This window comes from Robinsoniella sp. (assembly GCF_034124845.1).
Genome location: NZ_JAWYAJ010000476.1, coordinates 36,229 through 41,978 on the forward strand (window position 1 = coordinate 36,229; position 5,750 = coordinate 41,978).

4 protein-coding genes are annotated in these 5,750 nt (G+C 41.7%); 1 reads left to right on the forward strand and 3 read right to left on the reverse strand.

All coding sequences use genetic code 11. The features are described 5' to 3' along the window. The 3 genes from ACH2DQ_RS23320 to ACH2DQ_RS23330 form a co-directional block, all read right to left on the reverse strand. On the reverse strand, window positions 1-855 hold an 855-nt coding region (locus ACH2DQ_RS23320; RefSeq protein WP_395028541.1), incomplete at its 3' end, for a carbohydrate ABC transporter permease. 14 nt (window positions 856-869) lie between these two features. After that, a complete protein-coding gene (locus tag ACH2DQ_RS23325) occupies window positions 870-1,850 on the reverse strand; it encodes an ABC transporter permease (RefSeq protein ID WP_394911911.1) in 981 nt (326 codons plus the stop codon). 147 nt (window positions 1,851-1,997) lie between these two features. Beyond that, window positions 1,998-4,025, reverse strand: a complete 2,028-nt coding sequence (locus ACH2DQ_RS23330) for a hypothetical protein (protein ID WP_394911912.1) — start codon at window positions 4,023-4,025, stop codon at window positions 1,998-2,000. Window positions 4,026-4,238: 213 nt separating this feature from the next. Between ACH2DQ_RS23330 and ACH2DQ_RS23335 the strand changes: the two genes are divergently transcribed. Further along, window positions 4,239-5,750 (forward strand): hypothetical protein (locus ACH2DQ_RS23335; RefSeq protein ID WP_395028542.1); only part of this gene is annotated, 1,512 nt, incomplete at its 3' end.

The window sequence follows — 5,750 nt, forward strand, 5'->3', positions numbered from 1 at the left end:
AAAATATTTCTGGAGCAGCGGATACAATAATATAATTGGTCCGATCGCCAGAACGCAGGTTGCCATTCTCGCACCTTCGCTTGGCAGTACCCCAAGTGCCTGTTCAATGGAACGGGAAGCCTGGGCATTGGATTGCAGATACCCGATGTTATTCATTAATGACTGCAGCAGATACTGCAAGGTATATAATTTTGGTGTTTCAATATACAAGGAACAGGTCATCCAGTCGTTCCAATATGCAATTGATACAAATAAACCAATGGTTGCCAGGGACGGCGTGGACAGCGGCAGTACAATCTTGAAAAATGTCCGAAACTCTCCTGAACCATCAATTCTAGCAGATTCAATGAGTGAATTGGGAATTGATTTGAAAAAGTTTTTCATAATCAGGACATTTACAGCCGATACCAGATTGATTAATATCAATACCCATATGGTATTTTTCAAATGCAGGTATCTGGTCATTAACATATACTGGGGCACCAGGCCGCCATTGAACAAGACCGGTATGTAAACAAATAGTGATATCTTTTCTCTCCAGGTCACTTCTTCTCTCGTCAGCGCATATGCCAGCATAGCGGTGATGAGAAGATGCAGTGCAGTACCCATTACCGTGACCACAATTGTTACAACATATGCCTGTGCCACAGATGCCGCACCGCTGAACACATAGCGGTAAGAATCTGTGCTGAACACTTTGGGAATAAAATGATAACCATCCACCATAAGAGATGTCTCCCCGGTAAATGAAATTCCCACAACCAAAAGCAGCGGCACGACACAGATTAAACTAAGGCATAAAAAAATCGTATGAATGCCTACCTTAAAAACACTTACAGTTCTATTCTTTTTCATAGGTTCTCCTTCCATTAAAATAATGCGCTGTCCGGGTCGATTTTCTTAATGATTTTATTAGAAATCAAAACCAGAGCAAATCCAACCGTTGACTGATAAAGTCCCACTGCCGCCGACATTCCGTAATCATTAATTTTTTTCAGGGATCGGAAAACGTAAGTATCTATGACATCTGTTGCCGGATATAGTGCACCTGCATCATTCGGCAGGGTATAGAATGCATTCCAGTCTCCAAGTCCGCCGTTAAACAGCTTTCCTACCCAGAGCAGCGACAGAACGATCATCGTTGTACGGATCAGAGGCAGGGTAATAAACTTGATCTGCTGCCATTTCGTGGCACCATCTAACTGTGCAGCTTCATAATAGTCTGTATTGATTCCTGCAATTGCAGCAACATACAGCACAGAGTAGTAACCGACATTTTTCCAGAGATAAGCCAGCGGCATAATCGCTCTCCACTTAGACGGCTCGCTGTACCATTGAATCCCTTCTATCCCGAACTTTCCCAGGACATTGTTGATAATTCCTCTGTCTACACTTAGAAAACTAAATAATATATACTGGATTACGATCCAGGATAAAAAAGTGGGAATTAATATGGCTCCCTTATAAGCAGCGGATACATATTTATTTTTCACTTCATTTAATAGTATAGCAAGTGCTACCGCAACTACCGTAACCAGAACTGCTTCTATTATATTGTACAGAATCGTATTCATCGTCACAATTCTGGCTGTGTCGGATTTAAAGAAAAACTCAAAGTTCTTAAATAAAGGATTAATAAATTCACTGCCAAAGATCCCATCCGTCGGTTTATAATTTTTAAAAGCCAAAATTACTCCCGGCATAGGCAGATAAAAAATTAACGTGATCATGAAAAGCCCCGGTGCCATCATTAAATAAAATGGCATTTGTTTTTTAACCGATCGTTTCCAGTGACGCTGCCCGTTTACTGTTTGGCTTTTACCTTTCTTGCGATTACTCATTTTCTTCATTTTAAATTTCCCTCCTTAATCTGTTCCCTATTATGCCTTTAATACCTCTTTTTTTCAACAAAGATAATTCCGAAAACCTTCGTTTTCTTCCTGTTTTAGGTTTTTTATATCTCTGAAAATGAACACTTATAGGGATAACAGCAGATTTCATGATTCTAACACGATACAACGGGTTGTCATATGCTCCAGCATAACAGGTAACCGTATACCGCCTTGCCTTTTTTCAAACTCCAGCGAAACCAGTGTTCCATCTTCTCTGGAAATTTCTAATACATCCTGTACCGGAAATGGAAGATCTAATTTTACGTTTTCGAAATCATCTGTTGCATAGTTGGACAGTAACAGCACCTGCTGCTGCTCCCGGGTAAAATGGTTAACGGTTACATAGGGACAATTCTCTATGATCACCGGCCGGCGTACTCCCTTCATAGATAAGATGAGGGTTCTCAGGATTTCCTGTCTGACCGGGTTTAATAAAAAATTATGCCGGTCGCGCATATGTCCGTAAGGCAGGATCACGGCACGGTCCGTTATATAGACAACCCCCGCTCCTGCTGCTGATCCATCCGGCGCTTTTAGCACAGATACCGTTTGATGAGACTCTCCTGTATATTCTATCTTCAGATAATCTCCCGTTTCTCCCATCGTCTGTGCCGAAATTCTGGCATGGGGCAGGTTCTGGAAACGTTGTTCTGTAACCACCTGTTCATAGCTGTGCCTGCCTGTATTCGCCGGATACCATTCACAGGAGGTAATCCCAAGCAGATATCCCAGTCCCATATCCACCAGGGTTTCCACAGCTTCTCCTTCCAGCAGGAGGACATTGTCAGAGAACATTCTGATAACTTCACCGGGTTCTAAATTCCGGAGATACTGTCCACTGACCGCTATCATTTCTCCCTTTATAGAGCAGTCATCGCAGTAACGGTTTGCTATGCCGAATGCAGAAAGGTACTCCGCCCAAAATGTCTCCCAGGGCTGTATGGCAGATAAACTCCCGGTTCCGTCTGTATGTATGGTATAGGAGGAATTACTGCTGAACATTACACATATCCCCCGTTCTTCACTGCCTTTTAATTGGAGTTTTGTGACACCATTTAAATATGGTTTTGCCTTACTCAGCAGTTCCTCATATTTTTGTTCCCCATTTATGCCATTGCCCAACATGTCGAAGAGATTCATGGTAATTCCGTCTGCCCCCACAGCCAGCGCACTTTCTATTTCCAGACGTGTAAACCGGTGTGACTTTGAAAATGTCGTATGAGGAAAATTATCCAACTCCGGCCAAAGCTGTGCCTGTCCTTTTGTCATGGCTGCGCTCAGTTTGGTAGTCTTCTGGTAATCCAGTGCATACTGGCGTGGAGAAGCTTCTGCATATGCCGGCAGATGGGGACGGTTCAAAGGCAATGTGTTGCCTGATAATCCGGTAAAAATACCGTTCCAGTCGCGTCCCTCCACGCAATGCACCTCCGGACCCGAACTCATAAGGCCCACCCTGGTATAGGGGGAAATCTTATGGACTGCATCACCCAGAAGCGCTGCAAATCCACACATGGTATCTCTTGCGGTTTCCAGCCATATTTTGCGGTAAGGATGTGGATCGCCCCGGCGCAAAATGCCCGCCAGAAAACTTTCCATATCTACTTCTTTTCCAATACGTTTGGCAAACTCCCTCTTATGGAGTTCACAAAAGCATCCTCCCCATTCCAGCGGGGGATGGTTGTGCAGACGAAAGTCATCTTCAATCCATATTACAGCAAATTGAAGTTCTGCATACAAACCAAATATTGCTTTGATATAGTCCTGAAATTCCTGATCCATGGGACAGGCTACTGCCTCAGCTTTCCTGCCGTTGTAATCAGCCATAGTAGTGAATTTCTGATCTTCTGACAAGGTTCTACCTCTGTCTGCATGGAGAACTGTCGTCCAGGGATTTAAGGAAACGCTGACTCCCTGTTTTTCCAGTTCGGGCTTAAAGTCAGCTATCATTTGAAGCCATTCTTTTGTCTGCTCCATTGATAAATGCCCCTGGTTAACTTCTTCCATATTCAAAAAAAACTGTACATCGTCAATTTGTGCCGCTTTACAAAACTTTAATAAATCATGAAACTTATCTTCTGCGTAAAAATCCGGACAAATACCGATGCGCAGGGAATAAGTAAATTTTTCATTCATTCTTTTTCTCCTTCATTTATTTTTTCCCATTATGCGTTAATTTCCAGGAATTCACAACGATGACTCTTTACAAATTCACGTATTTCTAAGAATGATACCTCTCTGAATTTTAATTTTTTCTATGAATACTATCACTTTCCCCAATCCTCTATTGAAACTTTTCTTATTTTTATTATAATGGTTATATCAAAAGACAAAGGTGGAAGAAATAAAATGAAAGCATTCAAACTCAAAAAACTACATACAGACTCTCAAAAAAGCAGGAGCTTTTTTAACAGCACGCTCCTTTACTTACTGGCAGTATCTGTAATTATTACAATTCTGCTTTCCTCTTTTCTTTCCATTAATTATGGAAAAACCTCATTGAAGCTGACTTCCGGTTTCAACCAGAATCTGGTATCCCAGACAAATTATACTGTAGAGCAGCTCAATGACAATATACAGCGTGTCACCCGTTCGCTTATTAATAATAACGATATTATTTCCTTTCTCTATATGAATAACCGCTCTTCCACTACACCGATTCTGGCAAGCCGCGTATTGGACAATCAACTGGTTGTGCTGCCTTATGTGGAAAGCATCTATCTCTATAATGCTCAGCTGGATTTATTTTTCTCCTCTAAAAACGGCAGTCAGTCCGGCAGCAGTGAGTTTGGGGATTCCGATTGTGTAAAATTAGTAACTGACCCGGAATTTATAGCCGCTTATGATAAACACCCGATTCCAAGAAGGATTAATGAAAAAACCCAGAATGCAGAAATTTTGTCCTATGTCTACTATGATTCCTACACCGGCAAGGACGGACGAAAAAATGCCATTATCATTAATACTTATGCTTCTTCTCTGACAGATGCCATCCATTCCATGAACGGATATAAAGAGGGAACCCCTATGGATTTTATTGTTATGGACTCGGACATGACCGTTTTAAGTTCTGTACTAACCCCAAAGCTTCTGGAAAATGCCGACACATTCTCATCCTTTAAGGGAAAATTTGCAGACTCGAAACGTTACGGCAACGGTTTTTTTACTATTGATAAAACCCGCTACTTTTATTCTTTTACCCGTGATAATGTGAATGACTGGTACCTGATCAGCCTGGTTCCCTCCAGTATCATTTTCAAAGATATTATTTCAGCTGTGCTGATCAGTTCCGCTATTATGATATCTGTATTCCTGTTCTGCATCCTCCTGTGTTTATTCTTTGCCAAAAGACTGAATACACCGATACAGAAAGTAACCCACTTACTGGAAGATCAGGCATATGGCGATTCTGATGTAAAACTCCAGGTACCAACTGAGTTTCAACATATACTGACGGTATTTGAATCTTTGCATCAGAACAATCAAAAATTAAATGCGTTAAAGAAAAAGAATGCCCAAAGCTATAAAGAGTCTTTCCTGAACAGCCTGATCACAGGGAATCGCACTGAGCCAATTAACAGCACACTGCATGTCTTGGAGTCACTCAACCTTACCTATCTTACAGACCAGCCAATTTGCATGGCTGTTCTGAAAATTGACAACTACCAGGACTTTCTAAATGCCAATGCTAAAAATGAATTATGGGTATTCCGCTTCTCCATTGCCAACATCGCTGAGGAAATTGTCAGGCAGTCCTTCTCCTGCAACCTTTTCAGCCGGGAAAACGACAAGTTTGTAATATTAATCAATTGCGGTAAGGAGCTGCCTAATGAAGCTTTTCACCAAAAGCTGCAGAATATC